The sequence below is a fragment of the Brevibacillus sp. NPDC003359 genome (genome assembly GCF_042878995.1).
Taxonomy (GTDB): domain Bacteria; phylum Bacillota; class Bacilli; order Brevibacillales; family Brevibacillaceae; genus Brevibacillus.
In genome coordinates, this window is sequence record NZ_JBIAOR010000017.1 from 1 (window position 1) to 19,410 (window position 19,410).

Below are 19,410 nucleotides of genomic sequence, written 5' to 3' on the forward strand. Positions count from 1 at the left end.
AAATTAAAAGGCATGAGCCCGGTACAATACCGCACTCATGCCCAAGCAGCCGCCTAATTAAATGACATGTCTAACTTTATGGGGTCACTTCAAGCGAATGCATCGGCGGTTTTTTCTGTCTCGCATGTAACACATACGATAGGCTTCTCATATTGACCGCACCCTTGCTTTTTTGCTACACTTAATACCGAAAATAGCCCGTCTTTCCTATATTTGCGAAAAGAAGTGGCAAAAGGTGGAGAAGGTGGCAGGAGGTCTTTTTCGTCGATGAATTTGATGCAATTTATGGTATCCATTGTTCTGTTCTCCGTGCTAGGATTTGGCATTGGGTTTATTTTAAACATGATTTTGAAAACGACATGGTTTCCAGTTGTGATCGGCGTTGGCGTAGTTGTGGGGGCGCTTGTCTATCAACAAATCGTTCCAGGAATTTGGGATTCGCTCATTCTGGGCTGCGGCATGGCAGGTACAGTGGCGAGTGGCTTGACCATTCAAACGCTTCGCAAAAAAGGATATCGGATGTTTTAACAAAAAGTGCAAGCAGGCCTTTGTTTTGGGCCTGTTTTTCTTTTTCAATTTGATTGGAAATGCGTGCAACTGACTGAATATTTCCGTAATCAACCAAAATTTGTGTATACTTTCCTCCTCGTCGGGACATGACTAGAAACGAGAGGAGGTTTACCAAGAAATGAATGGGAAGCAGTTCGTAAGTATCGTCGCGCTGTTCATCCTGGTCTTGACGGCCTTCGCAAGCGATGGATACAGCTATAATGTTGTGGGAGACCACGGTGTCTCATCCACCTTTGGAATCAAGGAAACGAAAGAGGGGCAGCGTGTCGTCAAAAAACGGACGGTATCTGCCAGTTCTCTTACTCAAGTGATTGATAAAATGGATGTATTTCACGATCAATATCCAAAAGTACGTGTAGTAGCAACAGGCTACTATGCTGGATACGAGTCGACGGGCAAAAATCCATCTCACCCGTCCTATGGCATTACATATTCAGGTGTAAAAGTACGTAGAGACGACTATTCCACGATTGCAGCTGATCTGCGAGTCTTCCCGCTGGGGACCATTTTGTACATCCCCGGTTATGGATATGGCGTCGTAGCTGACAAGGGTGGAGCGATTCGCGGCCATAAGATTGACCTGTATTTCGAGACCAAGCAAGACGTATTCTCGCAATGGGGGAAAAAATCGGTGGACGTGTATATCGTAAAAAAAGGCGAAGGCAAAGTAACGGAAGCTTTTCTGAATAGCTTGAATGAAAAAGGAATCGCAGCCATGGCGGAACCCGTCAGCGGGCAACAACAAACTGAATAGCAACTAACCAAACAAAAACAAATAGATGCCACAGCGGTGGCATGAAAGAAGAAAAGAAAAAACGTTCAAAGCACATGCTTTGAACGTTTTTTGTGTCATTATGTATGAATCAAATCAACCAGCTTCTCCAGTCCTTCCAAAATGCGAGGAGAAGGGCGGCAATATAGGCCTTCTTCCAACAAGTGGACCTGATTGTTTCGAATCGCGGTCATGTTCATCCACTCTGGGCGGTTTGTGATCATGTCAGGCTTGATTCGCTTCAGTTCAACTCCGCACCAGACGACGCAAATATGATCGGGATCGCGTTCCATGACCATTTCCCGGGTAGCCTTGACGTTCGCGACAGGATAATCTGCAAAAATATTGGTGGCTCCCGCAATTTCACTTACATCGGTCAACCAATTTTCCTGACCAGGTGTGTAGATGGGATTCGGCCACCATTCCCAGTACAGCTTCGGGCGTTGAGCGTATTTCGCGGCTTTTTGCCGAATGCTTTCGATGGTTTCGTCAAATTGGACCGCAAGCTGCTTGGCTTGCCTCTGTGTTCCTGTCGCCTCACCGACGAGTCGGATATCATGAGCGATTTCCCCGATCCGGGAAGGGTTCAGGACGATATGAGGAATGTCTCTATCGCGCAGAGCTTCTATATTTTTCTCCATGCCAGGAACAGAGAGTGACGATACAACCAGATCCGGTTGGAGAGCAGCGACCAGGTCCATATCGATTGTCAAATCGGGTCCAACCCGGGGGAGATGCTGCCACTCTGGTGGCCAGTCAGAGTGATCATCCAAACCAACGACATGCTCATGCAAGCCTAAATAATACAGGATTTCGGTATTGCTGGGACAGATGGAAACAATGCGCATGGGAGCCCTCCTTTAAAAAAACGGATGGAGCAATAACGCAATCATGACGCCTAACCAACCGCCGATCAACACCTCGATGGGTTGATGACCGAGCAGTTCTTTCAATTTTTTCGCTTTTTCCTGGTTCGGGCGTACTTTTAATGACCTCATTCCTTCTAACAGGTGATTGAATTCATCGACCAGCTTATTTAAGACAACGGCTTGCATACCGGCATGGCGGCGGACACCTGCGGCATCAAACATCACGATCACACCGAGAATAGCGGAAATAGCGAACATGTTACTGCCGAAGCCCTCACGTAGTCCCACGGCTGTGGATAGCGCCGTCACGGCAGAAGAGTGGGAGCTGGGCATACCGCCTGTACTCATGAGCAGTGACCATTGCCACGTTTTTGTTGCAAAAAAATGGAGGGGAATTTTGATAAATTGGGCGATCCCTATGGCTAGGAGTGCTGCCCATAAGGGGAAGTTTTCAAAAAAATTCGCCACGGAAAATCCATTCCTTTCTACTGTGCGCTTATCTCTAGGATTATTGTAACAGAAGGGCGTTGTCTTAATCCGTGAAGTTTTTGTTTGGATGTAAAGTCACTGCCAATCTGTGTTACCATGAAGACGGAAGGTTCGAAACGGAGGCATGCATCCATGGGGTATCCCGAACAGTATTTACAGTTCATTGAAAAATTCAATGATGGAGAATACTACGAATGCCATGATCTGTTGGAAGACATCTGGATGGAAGATAAGTCAGACAAGTTTTTGCAAGGATTGCTGCAATTGTCAGTCGGACTGTATCACCAAGAATACGGCAATATAAAAGGTGCTCGCTGGATGTTAGGCAATGCACGAAAGTATTTGACCCGTTACCAGCCCGTTCATTGGGGACTGGACGTAACAAGAGTTCTTCGGTACATAGATGAATGCGAGAAATTATTGCCGGAAAAGGATGTCATTTCTTACACAGAGGCAAAAGCCATGACGTTTCCACCTTTGCGCTTATATATCGACACATCGTTCTAAACAAGGGAGATCAAAAGGCGTCTTTTGATCACGTAGTAAATGTGCCCATATTGTATCCTACCACAGAGAAAGAGGGAAGAGTATATGAAAGTAGCAGTAGAAAACCGCTTACAGCTCGTGAATATTGCGTGTGATGAACTGATTGTCCCGCTATGGAAGGGTGAGGAGATTTCGCAAGTATACCCAGAATTGGACGAAGCTTTTGGAGGCAGTCTGAGTGGCTTGCAGCAGGACAAGGAAGTTACGGGTGAGGCAAAGGAAGTTACGGTTGTCCACGGAATGAACAGCGTTGCAGCGAAAAAACTGATGATCGTCGGTATGGGCGATCCAGGCAAATTTGATTTCGTCGCAGCCCGAAATGCATGGGGACGTGCAGCCAAAACGGTTGTGGGAAAAGGCAATGGCAAAACAGTAGTTATTGATTTGCCAACAACCGAGCATTTGAGTGCTGACCGTCTGGCGCAGGCAGTGACGGAAGCCTTTGGACTTGCCGAATACAATTACGAAGGCTACCGCCAAAAGGCAAAGCGTGAGTCAGACCCAGTTGCGACGGTGCGGATTTTATCAGCAGATGGCGATGCCTCATTGGTACAGGCAGGTGTTGTGCGTGGTTCGGCGCTCGTATCCGGTACGAATTTGGCTCGCACACTCGTCAATGAACCAGCCAACTACTTGACTCCACGCGCTTTGAAGGATGCAATGGTTGCGGTAGCTGAGCGCTATGGCATGACTGTGGAAGTAATGGAAAAAGCGAAGCTGGAAGAGCTGGGGATGGGCGGAGTGCTCTCTGTAGCGAAAGGTAGCGAGCTCGAGCCTTACGTCGTGGCAGTTAAATATCAAGGAAGAGACACGTGGGATGATGTCATCGGCTTGATCGGTAAAGGCGTGACGTTTGATACAGGTGGTATCTCCATCAAGCCGGTAGCAGGCATGGAAGACATGAAGTCGGACATGGGTGGAGCGGCTACGATGATCGGCGCATTGGAGGCACTGGGGCAGATTAAACCAAAAGTAAACGTACTGGCTGTCGTCGGTACTGTGGAAAACATGCCATCCGGAACGGCTTTCCGTCCAGGCGATGTCATCACGACTATGAGCGGTAAAACGGTGGAGATTATTACGACAGACGCAGAAGGTCGCCTCGTACTGGCTGATTGCATCACCTATGCAAAAGAGCAAGGAGTGTCTTGCCTGGTGGATGCCGCTACGTTGACAGGTGGTATCGTGGTTGCGCTCGGTCATTTCTGCTCTGGCGCCATGACCAATGACAAAGCACTGTTGGATGAGCTGATGACAGCATCAGACGTGGCGGGAGAGCGTTTGTGGCAGCTCCCTACCTTCGATGAGTACCGCAGCCTGAACAAGAGCCGTTTTGCCGACTTGAAAAACTCTGGCGGACGCTATGGCCACGGCATCATCGGCGGTGTTTTCCTGCAAGAATTCGTTGGCGATACACCGTGGGTACATCTGGACATCGCGGGTACGGCATACACAGCAAGTGCTGGCGACATGCAACCAGCTGGCGGTACCGGAGCGATGACGCGCACCATTGTTGAGTTTGTTTCCAGCCGTAGTGAATAAGAGGTAGTTCAACATACCATTCCAAATAAAAAAGGAGTGTTTTCACATGGCTCAAAATCCAAGCAACGAAGCACGTCGTCAACTGCTGGAGGATGCAAAAACAATCGCAGTAGTGGGTCTGTCCAACAAGCCGGACCGCACCAGCTATATGGTATCGGAGGCTATGCAGCATGCAGGCTACACGATCATCCCTGTCAATCCTGTTATCGCGGGTGAAACGGTTTTGGGTGAAAAAGTGCTTGCCAGCCTATCTGAGATCGATCAGCAAGTCGACATCGTCAATGTATTCCGCCGCAGCGAAGACATGATGCCTGTTGCAGAGGAAGCATTGAAAATGCAGAACAAGCCAAAAGTGTTCTGGATGCAGCAAGGCATTGCCAACGAAGAAGCTGCTAAATTGGTTGCAGATCAAGGTATCGAGGTTGTGCAGGACATGTGCATCAAGGTAGATCACGCCCTTTTGCGGGTTGGAAAATAAGAGACTGACAATCGAGGGAGTGGAAACAACATGTTTATCAACCCAGCGGCAGATACCAAGCGCGATCGCATTCCACCCAATCAAAAACAGACGACAGGCTTTCCTGTCCTGCACTATGGAGAGGTTCCCGAATATACAGATCTGTCGACGGAGTGGAGTTTTCGCCTTTTCGGTCTCGTCGAAGAAGAAGTGACGCTGACTTACGAAAAAATGATGGCTTTGCCAAAAGGCGGCACGACTAACGATATTCACTGCGTGACAGGCTGGAGCAAGCTGGACAATGAATGGGAAGGCATTCCGGTGGAGGAAGTTCTGAAGCTGGTGAAGTTGAAGCCGGAAGCGAAATACGTCATGCTGCACGCTGAGCACGGATGGACTGTGAACATTCCGCTTGTCGACTTCATGAAAAACGGCAATCTGTTCGCCACGAAACATAACGGCGAAGATTTGACCCCTGAGCACGGCTGGCCGCTGCGCTTTGTCATTCCGCATCTCTATTTCTGGAAAAGCGCCAAATGGGTGCGTGGGATTGAGTTTATGGAGAAAGACAAGCAAGGGTTTTGGGAGAAGAACGGATATAATATGTATGGCGATCCCTGGAAAGAGCAAAGGTTTGCTTGGGATTGATGGGGAAAAGAGGCGGGAAACCGCCTCTTAATTTGTTTCAAATGAAATGATTTTGCATGCTACTCTTCGACCAGGACCACCGACAGCCTCACCATATGTATCTACTACTATTCTGGAGAATACAGTTTGCATAATTACTTTCTTGTGCTCAAGCTCAAGATGTGGCCAGTTTTTCTTTATGGTCTTTGCAAATGTCATGACACCTTGTTTTGACAACTTAGGTATCGTTTTATCCATAGACGATTCTGCCATGAGTTGTGCCCTGATAGTCTCTTCACGTTCATTTTCTTCATGCATGCGGAGTTTGAGGTCATCTAGGCTAATTACATCATTAGCAAAAGCCATCTGCGATTTCTTTTTCCGCTTTTGTATTTCACTCAATTCACGCTCTAATTGTACGTGATCAGGAACCGTAAAGGTAACATGATGATCGTTGGCTACTTCGATTTCTTTTTGCCATGAACCATCTATAATGAAATCCATTTGTTCAAGCATGAGCTTTTCGATAGTGTCTTCAGCGATTATGGGTATTTCGTATATTCCTTGAGCAAATCGACCACTACATCTGTAATAACGGTAATTTTTAAGCTTTTGCTTTCTCTCCCCACCTTGGAGGGGGCTTCCGCATCGGGCGCATATTAAAATTCCAGTAAACGGAAAGCAAACATTAGTCTTCTCACGGTATATCAACCGTTTCTTAGTAAGAATACCAACAGCCTCGAAATCTTCTTCTGAAACAAGTGCTTCATGATCACCATCTATCAAGTTATCCATCCATCTCTTTTTTCCTATATAAACCGGATTGTTAAGAATGTATCTTACGGTAAATCCAGCCCAGAGCGCACCATTTCCGGTTCTGAGACCTTCTTTATTAAAAATCCTACTAATCTCACGCTGTCCCGCGAAGGAGAATCTGCTGTACAATTAATTACAAAAGTTTACACTACAGGATTATTAAGCAAATAAACTGGATTGTTTAGTAAAATGGATAGAGTGGTTAGGGACGTGTCAGTGTGAATGTGGCACGTCTATTTTTTTTACCTGAAATACGAACGTATGATCTTAATAGTGAGGAGGCATTGTGTGATCAAACTTACAGATGTAGCTAATCAGAAGTTGCTGGATGTATTTCTATCTCAAGCAGACAATCAACTACTATACCAACGAGTGCTTGCTTCACCGGGCGACACGCAGAGGAGTGATGAATTGGATAGTAGACTTCAGGAGTTTTACGCTGAGATCCAATTGACCAAATTTATTTCGTCACTCGATGCCCAACAAAACGAAAAGGCAGTTTCAATCACATAGTGGCGACATAAGAAAAACGAGCTAGGCACAATTTTCACTATGTGGGGAGCAGTACCAGAGATCAATGAGAATACAAGAAAAGTAAAACTGCTCACGGTCGAAGATGTCCAATGGATTCCGCTCGATAACATAACTGATGTTAAAGGCTAGGAGGTATACCATGGCAAAGTCAGCTACACCAAAACGTCCTACAAGAGATGAATTTGAGTTAGAGGAATTAGGGACTCAGCTCATTGAAGATAAAGATGATGGTGACGAAAGGTCGTTGATTGTTTGGGGAATGCCTGAGAAAGTGCGCGGGCGGATCACGGTACTTGACTCGCGAACAAGGCTAGTTCATGTAGAGGAAAACGGAGCAATTAGGAAGATACCTTTTCTGGACATTATGAAGGTGAGTTACGAGTAATTACCAGCGCATATCGCCTTTGTTTTTTTTACGCTGACGCTGGATGTACATAACGAGCAACACGCTAAAGACTGCAAAGTGGTGATTCAGCAAGATTTATTTTCGTCATAATGAAATCCCGCACTTATTCGAGTGACTACTGCAGTTTGTAGATCCGAAAAACATTGACAAGCACACACAGCCCCTATCCTGGTTAAAAGGTGGGGGCTGTTTGACGCTTGCCAACTAACCGGCCATTTCCCTACTTTACAAGTCCCTTCAAGTAATCCAGGAGCATCGGATAGAAATCCGGCTTGAAGTGAACACCGTTGTCCGCGTAACGGATTTTGTTGGCTCCGAAGAGGGGTGACAAGTCCACGTAATCGACTTTGACTTCATCGGCCAACTGTTCAAGCGCTTGGTTGAAGTCCGGAATGTTCGCATACCGCGGTTCTTGCTTCAGGGCTTCCTCGGTGACTGGCGGGATCGACAGGATGTGGATCTTGGCCTTTGGTAGCTTGTTCCGGATGCTACCGATCAGCTGGCGAAAGCGCTCGACGAATTCCTGCTTGTCCGACAACCGCATGTCATTGCTGCCCAGCAGAATGAATACATGCTCCGGTGCCCTGCTAGCGAGTTTCTCGACATTCATGAGGGCGAGAGAGAGCGTCGCGCCGCTCGGGGCAATGACATTCGCCGTATCCACTTTGTTCAGATAGGACAACGCCCCCAGGATGGAATCTCCCAGGAAAACACTGTGCCTGAACGCTGCTTTGTAGGCTTCGTTCGTATCGGCGACCGCCGGACCGCGCGTCTGATTGTCCAAATCCGTTTGCTCCTTCAAATAGCCCAACAGGATTGGATAGAATGCGTTCTTGAAATGAGAGCCGTCTTCATCGTATTGAATCTTGTGCTGCCGGAAAATGGGGGCAAGGTCAATGTAGTCTACTCCCTTCTCCTTCGCCATCTTCTGCAAGGCTGCGTTGAATTCTTCAATCTGCGGGTTCATGGACGCACCGAACGGTGATGCGGCATCTACCGGCGTAATCGACAGCATGTAGACGCGGGCCGCCGGCAGGAGTTCCCTTAGACGATCGACCAGCCTAGTGTATTTCTGTACGAATGTCTTCTTCGCTTCTTCTGACGGTTCCCTGAGATCGTTCTGCCCCATTGAAAGGAACACATGCGAAGGCTTGCGGCCCGCGATCTCTTCGACGTTGTCCAGTGTAGTTTGGACTGTTGCACCCAAGCCCCCCATAACGTTCGCTTCAGGCAGCAGGTCATCGTTCGTCAGTCCTCCAATAATGGAGTCGCCTACGAACAAGCTGCTGCCGAACAATTCCTGGACGCTGCCTGAAGGCGCCTGTGTCGTAGCGAGCTGAGTCTGCCGCTTGTCGTCGGCCGAGCCGCAAGCGACGAGGGTCGATAGTATCGCCGCTGACAGTAAAATGCTTACCCATCGTTGTACCATTTTCATGCGCAATATCTCCTTCTTGCAAGATACCCATATCATAGAAGAGAGAAATCAATATCGAGTGCAGACGAGGTCAATATTAGGTACAGATGAGATCAATATCGTGTGAAAATGTAACAAGCAACGTCTTCGTTTGACCTTTCGCGAAATTTATGAAGGATTATTTTCTAAGGTATGCTGCGTTCACCAGTATTCGTCGAGTTTATTCTAGCTGCCTAATCAACAACCCGCTCCCATTTTAGGAGACGGGTTATAATCACATAATGGTTACACAAGTATATGTACGGTGATCCTTGGAAAGAGCAGAGGTTTTCTTGGGATTAATTGGAATAAAAAGAGGCGGATAATCACCGCCTCTTAATTTGTTTTAAAGGATTTAATTTCACAAGCTACTCGTCGTCCTGGTCCACCTACGGATTCACCATATGAGTCTATGACTATTTCAGAAAACAGGGTATGCCCCAGTTTTCTTTCATAGTACGTGCGATATCGATGACTTCTTGATTTGTTAGCTTAATTTGCACCACCGCTGATCGCAGGACAGGCCACTACCTTGCCATTATGTAAGCTTTTTCGCACGTGGCTTGACAATTTGTCTTAAAAAAACGAGTGAGATCAAAAATAGATCAGCATCGAAAAATCCTCGCTATCTGTGCAGATGCGAGGACTTCCATTCATATCGTTATGCTATGCTACCTTAAATGTACCTGTAATTTCCTGAAGCTCCTGTGCCAGTATATTTAGAGATTGGGTTGAAGCTGAAATTTCCTCCATTGTAGCCAACTGCTCCTCAGAGGAAGCGGCAACCAACTGTGAGTTCCCAGCTGTTTCTTTGGAAATCCGCTCAAACTCAGAAACAGTAGCAGAGATCTCTTCGGAACTGGCTGACATTTCTTCTGCCAAAGCCGATACCTCTTGAATTTGATCGGTGACGTGCTGGATTTTGTTTACTATTTTCTGGAATGATTCACCTGCCTCGTGGACGACACTGATCCCAGATTGAACATTTTGGTTTACTTTACTCATCGTGCCTACGGCATGGTTCGTATTGTTTTGAATCTCGTGAACCAAGTGTGCAATCTGTTTTGCTGATTCCTCCGATTGTTCAGCAAGCTTTCTTACTTCATCAGCCACAACAGCAAAACCTCTTCCATGCTCACCAGCTCTGGCAGCTTCAATGGCTGCGTTTAACGCCAATAAATTGGTCTGCGAGGCGATGCCGGTGATCACATCTACGATTTTGACAATCTCTTCAGAGCGTTCACCCAAGAATTTTATGACATTGGTTGAGGTATCTACAGCCTCCTTGATTGAGTCCATCTGCTCGACAGCTTCTCGAATCGAAGTATTCCCTTGTATCGCTTCCTCCGAAGCCTCTGTGGAGGAGACAGACACCGTATAGGCTGATTCAGCAACTTTTTGGATGCCTACTGCCATTTCCTCCATGGATCGCGCACTCTCCTCTGACCCGTGAAGCTGTTGCTCCGCGCCATTGGCTACTTCCTGAATCGCCGTTGTAATGACAGTAGTGGCTTCTGCTGTTTGTTCCGCGCTAGCTGCCAACTCTTCCGAGCTCCCTGCCAAGGAAAGGGCATTGTCGTTAATTTTGCTGACAACGGTACGCAGTCCAGCGATCATTTGATTAAAATCTTTGGTAAGTGTCCCAATTTCGTCCTTGGATTGATATTCTCCGAATACAGTTAGGTCGCCAGCTTGGGCACGGCTCATCAGTTCCTGTATTTTTTTTACCGGTTTTGTAATCATATTGCTAATGACAACACCGATTACCGCTAGTAGAATAACAAACACGATGACAGCAACAAGCATGAAAGTAGCTTCAGTTTCGGCATTTTGCTTGTTTTCTGCATTGACCTTCCTTGTATCATCGGTCATGTAGTCCGAGAATTCCTTCATCACATCGAAGGTCTCTTGCTGCACAGCGCGGACTTTTGTTAGGTAATACTGATACGCTTCCGCGTTCCTGTTGGTTGTAGCAAGTTCTATTGTTTTATTTCGTTCAGTAACGTAATCGGCATACAATCCCTTGAATTTCTTGAACAGCTCGCTTTTCTTCTGATCGAAAGCGATGTTGTCCAGATCGGCTATTACTTTTGCATTATCATTTTTCACTTGTTCAATATTGTCTTTTAATTCTTTATTCCTTTTCTGGTCTGTGGTAACCATTAGTTCCATAAAATAAGAGGCATTGGTCTGCATATTGGTGCGGATCTTGCTGATCGACTCGACAGCATAAAAGTTTTCGTTATACAACGTTTCCGAGCTTTCGACCATTTCTCTTGTGGAAATGTACCCAACCCCTCCGACTGCCATCAACATCATTAATGCTAGGACAATAAGCGTAAAGATTTTGTAATACAACTTCAAATTTCGAAAGAACATCTGCTCTCACCTTTTTCTTATGAAAATACGATATGCTTGTTGTTTTCCGCTATTTTTGAAACTTTAAACATTTTTCGTAGAATGAGTTCTGGAAAATAAACCTTGATATAACTTTCCTTCGATAACACCGACGGCTAGAAGCAACGGCTGACCGGGTGTAGTCTCCAAGCTGAAAGACGGGCGATACCATGCAGATAAGCGTACAGTCGATTTCACCAAGATCATCAATTATACGTATGTAGACGTCCAGATCGCAGGCTACAGAAAAGGGGATTTTGGCTGGCTTGCTCATTATAACGGAAGGCCAGCAGGTGTAATTGAACTTGATGTTCCTCCCACACATAAGCAGGCGTTTTATGGTGTCGCAAAATCAATCACTACTGGAGAAGACCGCGATTTCGTTTACATTCAGCCGAAGATCAAAGCACGCGTCAAAATGCGAAACTGGGCAAAGAGCGGTATGCTTCGCTCACCAGTGTTCGTCGATTTTATTCTAGCTGGCAAAAAAATAACCCGTCCCTATTTTGGGGAGACGGGTAAGTACAATCTCTTTGAAAATGTCTGGAGCTTGTTCAATTTTTGATGATTCAATTTTCCCAAGTAGAAATCCGTAACCAGCAACGTGAGGATATACATCGGATTGCTTTAACTGATCCCTTAATGAGCCTTCTTCGTAGTATAGATCCCACGAATCATCTTCTAATTCAATGGCGATGCCCACATGCACTGTCCCGTTGTGATCGATTTCTAGATGGTAATGGCGTAAATTTTTCTCGTAATAGAGTGGAAGAAGTATGGGGTAACCTTATTTGCAACTTAATACCGATCTGTTCCTCATTTAAGTTCATCTTTTCCACTTCATTACATTTATTGGATTTCTAATGTATAAATAATTGCTTTCAAAAATATATTTATTTTGTTCCTTATTAAGTTTGAAACAAAATTAAAAAGGAGTGTTTTATTATGAGTAATTTAGAATTGTTAACACCAGAGAACAGTGCAGTAATTTTGATCGATTTTCAGCCTCAAATGACTTTTGGAGTTGCAAGCATTGACAGACAAACTTTGTTTAATAACGTTATATTGCTTGCTAAATCAGCAAAAGTTTTTAACGTACCCACTATTCTTACTACAGTTGAAACACGCAGCTTTTCTGGTTATTTTTGGCCACAAATTCTTGATGTATTCCCAGAACATGAACTTATAGAACGTAGTTCAATGAACTCTTGGGAAGATTCGAAATTTGTTGAGGCAGTTAAAGCAACAGGAAGAAAGAAATTGATATTTGCAGCACTTTGGACTGAAGTTTGCCTTGCATTCCCTGTGCTTGAAGCAATTAAAGCTGGCTATGAAGTTTATGCAGTTGAAGATGCTTCAGGTGGTACTAGTTTGGCAGCACATAACGCAGCTATGCGTCGTGTAGAACAAGCTGGAGCAATTCCAGTGACAGCAATTCAAGTTTTACTTGAATACCAACGTGACTGGGCACACAAAGACACTTATGATGCTGTTATGGAAATTGTAAAAGAACACACTGGCGCTTATGGTCAGGGCGTGGAATACGCATATACTATGGTACATGGAGCGCCTGCAAGCAGAAAAATATGAAACAAGAAGGAGTCACTGACGGAGTAACTCATACAGGGAATACGATGGAAGCTGGCGGTCCAGTAACAACGATTGTTACATGGAATATTCAAGAGGATAGAGAAACACAGTTTGAAGCGTGGAGACATGAAATCGAAGCTGCCGCTACTAAATTTCCCGGGCATTTGGGCGTAAATCTAATAGTTCCCAATAACGGATCCAGAGAGTATAGTGTTATTTTTCGCTTTGATACGTATGAGCATCTACGTGCTTGGCAAGAATCAGATATTCGTCGAGATTTGTTAAAAAAGGCAGAACGATTTCAAGCTACTAATCCAACTTACAAAACTGAAAGTAGTTTGGCGTATTGGTTTGTTACTCCGGAAACGCCAGCTCCACCTCCAACATGGAAAATGTCTATTGTTACCGTTCTTGGTGTATGGCCTCTTAGCATTTTGGTTCCTATGGTGTTAGGACCTATTATAAAAAATATGAATCCCATTATGTCAGCTTTTTGGGTTGCTGTATGCATAGTGTCCTTACTTTCATGGGTAGTAATGCCGATTCTCGCTAAAATATTTCATCCATGGTTACAGAATAATCGGAAGTAGACGAGGTGTGGACATGAATTTACCGGATATGATCTTATATAACGGAAAAATCACTACCCTTGACCCATCTCAACCTGAGGTATCGGCTATCGCCATAACTGATGGTTTAGTCACTGCCGTAGGTGGAGATGAGCTTCTTGATAGTGCCACGGAAAAAACCCAAAAAATAGACCTTAAAAGAAAAAGAGCGATTCCGGGCTTGAATGACTCTCATATACACGTTATTCGTGGTGGCCTTCATTATAATATGGAATTGCGCTGGGAAGGTGTGCCATCACTTGCTATTGCTCTGGAAATGCTTAGAGAGCAGGCAAGGCGTACACCTGCTCCTCAGTGGGTAAGAGTAGTTGGAGGTTGGTCTGAATTTCAATTTAAAGAAAGACGGATGCCAACTTTAGAAGAGATTAATGCTGTTTCTGAAGACACGCCTGTCTTTGTGCTACATCTTTACGATAGAGCACTTGTAAATCGTGCAGGGCTGCGCGCACTGGGATACACAAAAGATACCCCAGACCCTCCGGGTTGTTTAATTGAGCGGGATAAACGAGGTAATCCAACGGGTCTTTTACTTGCCTATCCTAACGCCTCTCTTCTTTATTCAAGTTTGGGTAGAGCACCAAAACTTAATTTTGAAGACCAGATTAACTCAACTCGCCATTTTATGCGCGAATTAAATAGAGTAGGTATCACAAGTGCCATTGACGCAGGTGGTGGATTTCAAAATTATCCTGATGATTACAAAGTTGTTGAACATTTAGCCGAGAAGGATCAATTAACTTTGCGTATTGCGTATAATCTATTTACGCAAAATCCAAATCATGAATATGAAGATTTTACTTCATGGGCAAAAATTGTTTCTCCAGGTCAAGGAAATGATAAGTATAAAATGAATGGTGCCGGAGAAATGTTAGTATTCTCGGCTGCCGATTTTGAAAAATTTCAAATGCCGCGACCCGAACTAACTACGGTGATGGAAGCTGACTTAAAGAAAGTAATTTCTCTATTGGTGGAAAACCGTTGGCCATTCCGTTTACATGCAACTTATGAAGAGTCAATAACTCGTTTCTTAAATGTTTTTGAGGAAGTCAACAGAGAAATTCCTTTTAATGGTCTACGCTGGTGGTTTGACCATGCAGAAACAATCTCAGATCGTAGTATGGAACGTGTTAAGGCTTTAAATGGCGGTATTGCCATCCAAGACCGCATGGCTTTCCAAGGTGAATACTTTGTTGATTTATACGGAAAGGAAGCTGCAAAGCGTACTCCTCCGATTTATCGTATGCTAGACTTGGGTATACCTGTCGGCGCCGGTAGTGATGCAACCAGAGTTTCCAGCTATAACCCGTGGGTTGCTCTTTACTGGATGGTTGCCGGAAAAACCATTGGTGGGCTTTCGATATACGATGAAAAGAATAAACTTGATAGAAAAGTAGCCCTGGAGCTATATTCAAAAGGAAGTGCGTGGTTCTCTGGTGATGAAGGTAAAAAGGGAACGCTTGCAGTAGGTCAGTTTGCTGATATTGCTGTATTGTCTGCTGACTACTTTACTGTTCCAGAAGAAGAAATCAAAGACCTTGAATCATTACTCACCATTATGGGTGGGCAAGTTGTTTATGGGAATGATGAATTTAAAAGTTTATCACCTGAATTGCCGCCAGCATCACCTGATTGGGCACCGACGGGAGTATATGGTTATGGTGGAGCTAACCTATCCCACAATATAATTTCTCACGATGCCCATGATCATAAGTCACATCGTTGCAGTAACCCTCTCCATCAACACACTCATACCGTAATAGGAAAAGATGGAACTAAGTGGGGGATTGGTTGTACTTGCTTTGCTTTCTAATAAGGGTTGGGGGCCGAGGACTACACAAGTATATGTACGGTGATCCTTGGAAAGAGCAAAGGTTTGCTTGGGATTGATCATACAAGAAGAGGGGCGGGAAACCGCCTCTTCATTTTGTCTCAGTGGATTCACGTTCATGCCTAAACAGCCATATCATGATCAAAGGCACTTGCATAGTATGCACCACGTGCATTTTTAGCCTTTATTGGTGTTTGGAGTGAAGCATTTCGATGGGGGAATGGCTGCCTGTATTCCTGTAAGAAAGGGTGAATCCAATTTGGCCTGCCCATTTTTTCAGCCAGCAGTGGAATACAATACGGGAGGAACATCTCCTTCCAGCATTACTTCTGCCGATTTTAACGGAGACGATTTGATAGACTTGGCCGTAGTGGATATTGGGTCCAATGATGTTTCCATTCTTCTGAACAATGGCTCCGGCGTATTTTCCGTATCACAAACGATACCCTTCAGTATTTTGTTTCCTGGGTCTGTACTAGGTCAAATTGTAGCAGCTGATTTCAATGAAGATGGTTCTATAGATTTGGCTGTTACAGATCAATCTTCCAATAACCGCGTTTTTATCCTTTTCAATAACGGAGATGGCACCTTTTCTTCACCTGTAGCCTACAGTACCGGTGTGTTTCCTGCTGTTTCCGAATCTTTTGCGATTGCTGTAGGTGACTTTGATGGTGTGAACGGTTTGGACTTGGCTATAGCAAATAGGGGCCAACTTGCAGGAACTAGTTTTATTACGGTCTTGTTGAATGATGGATCAGGGGTATTTAGCATGGCGCCAGGGAGTCCTTTTGACACGAATCCTGGCTTGGCCCCTGCTGATATTGTAGCGGCTGATTTTAATGGAGATGGCAAGCTTGATCTGGCCACTGCCAATCGAGACACCAATGATGTAACATTGTTTAGAGGGAATGGAGACGGTACGTTCCAAACTCCTGGAGTGAGCTTCTCTGTACTTCCCGGGGGCTCATCCCCCAGTAGCCTTGTATCTGCTGACTTAAATGGTGATGGGATTCCTGATATTGCTGTCGCAAATAACGCAACGAGTAATGTAACCGTCTTTCTAAACGATGGATTCGGTTCATTTACAGAAGCAACAGGAAGTCCTTTTTCCTTGGGTACTAATGCATTTCCTTTTGATATAACAGCGGCAGACTTTAATTGTGATGGATTCATTGATTTAGCTACCCCGAATGAAGGTTCTGATAACGTTTCTGTACTCATCAATGACGGAACGGGAGGGTTCTCGACACCCTTTCAGTTCTCTACAGGTGCAGGTCCGCTCAGTATAACAGTAGCTGATTTTAACGGAGACGGAAGAGTTGACATTGCTACTGCAAACGAGGATTCGAGCAACGTTTCTGTTTTGCTCAATGGATGCGTGCAGCCACCAACCTGTCCACCTGACATGATAGTACTCTGCCCTATTGTAAACTATCCAACACCTGTATCTCTTTGCCCGGGAGTTACGGTTACCTGTTTTCCGCCTTCAGGATCCCTTTTTCCAGTGGGAGATACTGATGTCACCTGTACGGCACAAGATATATTTGGGAATACGGAAGTATGTTCATTTACCATCACGGTTATTGACGAACCTCCAACCATCACTTGTCCTGAGGACATCACAGTCCCTGTTTTACCTGGGCAAACTTCCGCTACTGTTACCTATGAAGTCACTGCCACGGATACTTGTGGTGTAACCTCTATTACCTGTCATGGGATCACTCGGTCCTTTTCTCCGCCTGCCCCAATTGCAGTTACAACTTTTACCATGGACTTTCCTGTAGGAATGACTATGCTCACCTGCACAGCCAGGGATCAGTCAGGAAATATGGCCTCTTGCAGCTTTGTTGTTACCGTCACTTCTGGAGTCTCCAACAGTGTTCAGCCAGAAATCATTCGAGTAAAAAAAGTGTATGATTGGGTAGTCTTTCAATCTAATTTTAGGCTCATACTGGATTTAAATCGTAGTCATGATGATCAAGGAAATCAAAAATGAACCCGTCTCCTTACAAAGGGACGGGTTTTCTTAGCTGTTTCTGGCTTAATGGATACTTCTTCATTTCTTTAATCGATATGGAACCGTAGCAATTTTTACATCTTGGCGGGCGAATAAATACGCGCGGATTAATAAACTCGTCTGGTTATGAAGTAAGTTATGCCACCAGCGCTTGGTAATAAACTGTGGAATCATGACAGTAACATGATCCGTTTCTGCTTTTTCCACTCAACCGTGTCAATAAACTTAAACAAAGGTCTTATTATACTGCGATAATGTGAACGCAGGACAATCAAACGTACTCCGGGATTCCATAGCTCCCATTTTTCCTCCATTTTTTTCATATCTTCATCACTGAACCCGACGTAGACAGCGACAATATCGTCTGACAATGATTGCGCATAACTAATGGTGTTTTTCACCACCTGCGAAATCCTTGCCACAGGAATAACGATGACACTCCCTTTGGGTTCGGGTTTGTCTGTTTCCATATCAAGTCGTAACTCATCTGCCAAATCTCTATAATGCTGATTGATCTTCCTAAAGATGAAAATGACGATCGGAAGGAAAATAAAAATCGGCCATACCTGAGAGATTTTTGTAATCAAAAAGATGAGGCAAATGGTAAGGGTCGTTAACATTCCTAGAGTATTAATAACAAAAGGGGCTAGCCACCCTCGTGGCTTTTTGGATATCCAGCGTTTCATCATTCCTGCTTGTGACAAGGTAAACGGTATAAAAACACCAAGCGCATACAAAGGGATTAAGTTTTCCGTTTCTCCTTTAAACGCAATCACTAATATTGCTGAAAGAATAGCCAAGAAAATAATCCCGTTTGAAAACCCAAGACGATCTCCTCGAACCATGAACATATTTGGCATAAATCTGTCCTTGGCTAACATAAAGGCGAGTAAAGGAAAGGCTGCAAAAGCAGTATTAGCCGCCAGGAATAAGATAAGTGCCGTAACAGCTTGAATCGAGTAATACATGATTCCTCGTCCAAAAACAGCAGAAGCGATTTGAGATACCACTGTTTCCTTTGGGCTCGGTGAAATACCATACAAATAAGCCAACAGGCTGATGCCCATGAACATAACTCCGAGGATAAGTCCCATCATGATTAGAGTTAATGCTGCATTTTTCGGTGCTGGGTCCCTAAAGTTGGGAATTGCATTGGATACGGCTTCTACCCCTGTTAATGCCGAACACCCTGAACTAAATGCTCTCAATAGAAGGAATAATGTTATTCCTGGAACAACTGCCCCATTTCTGGAGGATGAGCTTGAACATTTCCCACCATCCATTGATATCCCCCGCCAATAATTAAGACGAGAATAGCGACAACAAACAAATAAACAGGGTACATTAAAATCGTTGCTGATTCTGTTATTCCACGTAAATTTAATACCGTTACGATTGCAATCATGAACAGAGCAATAAGAACGCGATGATCATGTAGTATTGGAATGCCGAAGTAATAGCGTCAGTAGAAGCAGACGTACTAACAGCAACCGTTAAAATGTAATCCACGAGCAAAGAGCCACCTGCAACCAGTCCAGTAGTGGTTCCAAAATTGTCCTTTGCGACAATGTATGCTCCACCACCAGTTGTATAAGCAAAGATGGTTTGGCGGTAAGACAATATGAGGATGGTTAAAAGACCAACAACCGCAATGGAGATGGGGATAGAGTACCACATCGCTACTGCACCCAAAGTAATTAACACGAGAAGAATCTGTTCTGTTCCGTAAGCGACAGAAGATAGAGCATCAGATGAAAGAACCGCCAAAGCTTTTACTTTATTTAACTTTTCTTCGGCAAGTGCACTTGATTTCATAGGTCTACCGAGTAAAAATCGCTTGAATTCTGATATCATGTGTATTCCCCTAT

General features: G+C 44.7%; 18 protein-coding genes and 1 pseudogene. 12 read left to right on the forward strand and 7 right to left on the reverse strand.

What is annotated here, in order from left to right; genetic code table 11:
* Window positions 1-267 precede the first annotated feature (267 nt).
* Complete coding sequence (locus ACFYU8_RS26590) at window positions 268-528, forward strand: YuiB family protein (RefSeq protein ID WP_390305724.1); 261 nt, start codon at window positions 268-270, stop codon at window positions 526-528.
* Between the two features lie 160 nt (window positions 529-688).
* Window positions 689-1,324, forward strand: coding sequence for a 3D domain-containing protein (locus ACFYU8_RS26595; protein WP_390305722.1), 636 nt, complete (start codon window positions 689-691; stop codon window positions 1,322-1,324).
* Window positions 1,325-1,422: 98 nt separating this feature from the next.
* Here the strand turns inward: ACFYU8_RS26595 and ACFYU8_RS26600 are convergent, their stop codons facing one another.
* Window positions 1,423-2,190 (reverse strand): cobalamin-binding protein, encoded by a 768-nt coding sequence (locus tag ACFYU8_RS26600; RefSeq protein ID WP_390305720.1) that lies wholly within the window; start codon window positions 2,188-2,190, stop codon window positions 1,423-1,425.
* Between the two features lie 12 nt (window positions 2,191-2,202).
* Window positions 2,203-2,679, reverse strand: a complete 477-nt coding sequence (locus ACFYU8_RS26605; protein WP_390305718.1) for a divergent PAP2 family protein — start codon at window positions 2,677-2,679, stop codon at window positions 2,203-2,205.
* A gap of 153 nt (window positions 2,680-2,832) precedes the next feature.
* Between ACFYU8_RS26605 and ACFYU8_RS26610 the strand changes: the two genes are divergently transcribed.
* From ACFYU8_RS26610 to ACFYU8_RS26625, 4 genes are all read left to right on the forward strand, one after another.
* Window positions 2,833-3,207, forward strand: coding sequence for a DUF309 domain-containing protein (locus ACFYU8_RS26610; protein ID WP_390305716.1), 375 nt, complete (start codon window positions 2,833-2,835; stop codon window positions 3,205-3,207).
* Between the two features lie 84 nt (window positions 3,208-3,291).
* Window positions 3,292-4,788, forward strand: coding sequence for a leucyl aminopeptidase (locus ACFYU8_RS26615; protein ID WP_390305714.1), 1,497 nt, complete (start codon window positions 3,292-3,294; stop codon window positions 4,786-4,788).
* 46 nt (window positions 4,789-4,834) lie between these two features.
* Window positions 4,835-5,266, forward strand: a complete 432-nt coding sequence (locus ACFYU8_RS26620; protein ID WP_390305711.1) for a CoA-binding protein — start codon at window positions 4,835-4,837, stop codon at window positions 5,264-5,266.
* Between the two features lie 30 nt (window positions 5,267-5,296).
* Complete coding sequence (locus ACFYU8_RS26625) at window positions 5,297-5,893, forward strand: sulfite oxidase-like oxidoreductase (protein ID WP_390305709.1); 597 nt, start codon at window positions 5,297-5,299, stop codon at window positions 5,891-5,893.
* A gap of 27 nt (window positions 5,894-5,920) precedes the next feature.
* Here ACFYU8_RS26625 and ACFYU8_RS26630 read toward each other — a convergent pair whose 3' ends face one another.
* Window positions 5,921-6,817, reverse strand: coding sequence for a recombinase family protein (locus ACFYU8_RS26630; RefSeq protein ID WP_390305707.1), 897 nt, complete (start codon window positions 6,815-6,817; stop codon window positions 5,921-5,923).
* 159 nt (window positions 6,818-6,976) lie between these two features.
* Here ACFYU8_RS26630 and ACFYU8_RS26635 point away from each other — a divergent pair, with 159 nt between their 5' ends.
* Together ACFYU8_RS26635 and ACFYU8_RS26640 are read left to right on the forward strand one after the other, a co-directional pair.
* Window positions 6,977-7,201: a hypothetical protein gene (locus ACFYU8_RS26635; RefSeq protein WP_390305705.1), complete on the forward strand. Its 225-nt coding sequence runs from the start codon at window positions 6,977-6,979 to the stop codon at window positions 7,199-7,201.
* A gap of 160 nt (window positions 7,202-7,361) precedes the next feature.
* Window positions 7,362-7,607: a YolD-like family protein gene (locus ACFYU8_RS26640; protein ID WP_390305703.1), complete on the forward strand. Its 246-nt coding sequence runs from the start codon at window positions 7,362-7,364 to the stop codon at window positions 7,605-7,607.
* 241 nt (window positions 7,608-7,848) lie between these two features.
* On the opposite strand, the gene ACFYU8_RS26645 is transcribed toward ACFYU8_RS26640, so the two are convergent.
* The 3 genes from ACFYU8_RS26645 to ACFYU8_RS26655 all read right to left on the reverse strand — a co-directional run bounded on the left by ACFYU8_RS26645 (window position 7,849) and on the right by ACFYU8_RS26655 (window position 12,181).
* The gene (locus tag ACFYU8_RS26645) at window positions 7,849-9,099 is read right to left on the reverse strand and encodes a GDSL-type esterase/lipase family protein (RefSeq protein WP_390305701.1); all 1,251 of its coding nucleotides are present in this window, start codon (window positions 9,097-9,099) and stop codon (window positions 7,849-7,851) included.
* A gap of 648 nt (window positions 9,100-9,747) precedes the next feature.
* Complete coding sequence (locus tag ACFYU8_RS26650) at window positions 9,748-11,460, reverse strand: methyl-accepting chemotaxis protein (RefSeq protein ID WP_390305699.1); 1,713 nt, start codon at window positions 11,458-11,460, stop codon at window positions 9,748-9,750.
* 493 nt (window positions 11,461-11,953) lie between these two features.
* Window positions 11,954-12,181, reverse strand: a complete 228-nt coding sequence (locus ACFYU8_RS26655) for a hypothetical protein (protein WP_390305697.1) — start codon at window positions 12,179-12,181, stop codon at window positions 11,954-11,956.
* A 242-nt stretch (window positions 12,182-12,423) separates the two neighbouring features.
* Here ACFYU8_RS26655 and ACFYU8_RS26660 point away from each other — a divergent pair, with 242 nt between their 5' ends.
* From ACFYU8_RS26660 to ACFYU8_RS26675, 4 genes are all read left to right on the forward strand, one after another.
* A complete protein-coding gene (locus tag ACFYU8_RS26660; protein ID WP_390305695.1) occupies window positions 12,424-13,068 on the forward strand; it encodes a hydrolase in 645 nt (214 codons plus the stop codon).
* Entirely contained in the window at window positions 13,065-13,658 is a 594-nt protein-coding gene (locus ACFYU8_RS26665; RefSeq protein ID WP_390305693.1) for an antibiotic biosynthesis monooxygenase, read from the forward strand. Before ACFYU8_RS26660 ends, ACFYU8_RS26665 begins: the two co-directional genes overlap by 4 nt.
* A gap of 13 nt (window positions 13,659-13,671) precedes the next feature.
* Window positions 13,672-15,507 carry an amidohydrolase gene (locus ACFYU8_RS26670; protein ID WP_390305691.1) on the forward strand — a complete coding sequence of 612 codons (1,836 nt, stop codon included), beginning with the start codon at window positions 13,672-13,674 and terminating at the stop codon, window positions 15,505-15,507.
* A gap of 217 nt (window positions 15,508-15,724) precedes the next feature.
* Window positions 15,725-17,521, forward strand: a complete 1,797-nt coding sequence (locus tag ACFYU8_RS26675) for an FG-GAP-like repeat-containing protein (RefSeq protein WP_390305689.1) — start codon at window positions 15,725-15,727, stop codon at window positions 17,519-17,521.
* A 60-nt stretch (window positions 17,522-17,581) separates the two neighbouring features.
* Here the strand turns inward: ACFYU8_RS26675 and ACFYU8_RS26680 are convergent.
* A pseudogene (locus ACFYU8_RS26680) lies at window positions 17,582-19,396 on the reverse strand (APC family permease).
* Window positions 19,397-19,410 lie beyond the last annotated feature (14 nt).